This is a genomic window from Pseudomonas sp. 05N434 (genome assembly GCF_056396965.1).
Genome location: NZ_JBFTMK010000800.1, coordinates 1 through 1592, shown reverse-complemented (window position 1 = coordinate 1592; position 1592 = coordinate 1). Strand labels below are relative to the sequence as shown.

Annotated in this window: 2 protein-coding genes; both read right to left on the bottom strand. The window is 62.4% G+C overall.

Features of this window, described 5'->3' with window-relative positions; genetic code table 11:
• Window positions 1–540: SPOR domain-containing protein (locus AC1DLB_RS29530; protein ID WP_477786242.1), on the bottom strand; the 540-nt coding region annotated here is incomplete at its 3' end.
• Window positions 524–1592: bifunctional folylpolyglutamate synthase/dihydrofolate synthase (locus AC1DLB_RS29525; RefSeq protein ID WP_477786241.1), on the bottom strand; the 1069-nt coding region annotated here is incomplete at its 5' end. The genes AC1DLB_RS29525 and AC1DLB_RS29530, both read right to left, overlap by 17 nt.

Genomic DNA, 1592 nt, shown 5'->3' with positions numbered 1-1592 from the left:
GCCATCGGCGGAGCGAATGTAGGCGTTATAGCCTTGGCTGCGCAGGGTTTTCTGCAAACTTTCAGCGCTCTCACGGCTCGCCAGGCTGGCCAGTTGCACCGACCAGCTGACCGACAGGCCATTGGCATCGACGCGACTTGGAGTAGCGACCGGCTTGGTCGGTGCAACCGCGATTGGCTGGGCAGGTGCCGGTACAGGCTTGGCAACTGGCGCTGCTGGCGGCGCGACTGGCTTGGCAGCCGGCGGCGCTGGCGCTACGGGAGCCGTTGGTGCAATCGGTGCCGACGGCGCTTGCTGCTCGGCAATCTCGTCGTCGCTTGGCACAGGCTCTTGCGGCAATGCCTGTGGTTCAGGCACCGCCACCGGCTCAATCTGCACTTGCGGTAACGAGGAGGCATGCGGTGCGGCAGGCGCGTCGACCCTTACCTGGCGCTGTTCGTCCTGACGGGAAAACAGCATCGGCAAGAAAATCACCGCCAGCGCCACCAGCACCAAGGCACCGACCATGCGCTGCTTGTACGCCTTATCCAGCAAAGCCATTTGCCGCTTCCTCCGTGGAGTGCCGGGCCAGCCACTCAAGGGCCTCGGCGACACAATAAAATGATCCGAACAACAGAATCTCGTCGTCGCTCGTCGCCTGCGCGCACTGCCCTTCCAGGGCAGCGGCCACGCTGTCATAGGACGTAACCGAGGCGCCAAGGTTCTGCAACGCTGCGTGCAACTGAGCTACCGGCCGTGCCCGCGGCGAATCCAGCGGCGCGACGGCCCAATGCTGGACACTAGCATTCAATTCACCGACAACACCATCCAGGTCCTTGTCCGCCAACAACCCGAACACCGCCAGACGCTTGCCGGCCAGCGGTCGACTGGCCAGACGCCGAGCCAGATATTCTGCCGCGTGAGGGTTGTGCCCCACGTCCAGCAGCAGATTCAGACGCTTGCCCTGCCAGTCGAACTGCCGACGATCAAGACGACCGACGATCCGCGTCGCTTTCAACGCTTCAATAATCTGCGCATCCACCCAAGGCAAACCGAGCAGAAGGTAAGCCTGCAACGCCAGTGCAGCGTTTTCCATCGGCAGATCGAGCAATGGCAGATCGTGCAATTCGACCGCACGCCCTTGAGCATCAACGCCGCGCCATTGCCAGTTGTAATCGGTGATACCGAGGTCGAAATCGCGCCCACGCAGGAAAAACGGGCAATTGAGCTCGCGCGCCTTATCCAGCAGAGGTTGAGGAGGATTCAGATCGCCGCACAGTGCAGGAGCGCCCTGGCGGAAGATTCCGGCCTTTTCGAAGGCCACGGATTCGCGGGTATCACCCAGGTAATCCGCATGGTCGACACCAATGCTGGTGACGAGCGCGATATCGGCATCCACCACGTTGACCGTGTCCAGGCGCCCGCCCAGGCCGACTTCCAGCACCACTGCATCGAGACCGGCCTGTTGAAACAGCCAGAACGCCGCCAGGGTGCCCATTTCGAAGTAAGTCAGGGATGTTTCGCCGCGACCCGCCTCGACCGCGGCAAAGGCTTCGCACAGCTGCGCGTCAGTGGCTTCGACACCATTGACCTGCACCCGCTCGTTGTAACGC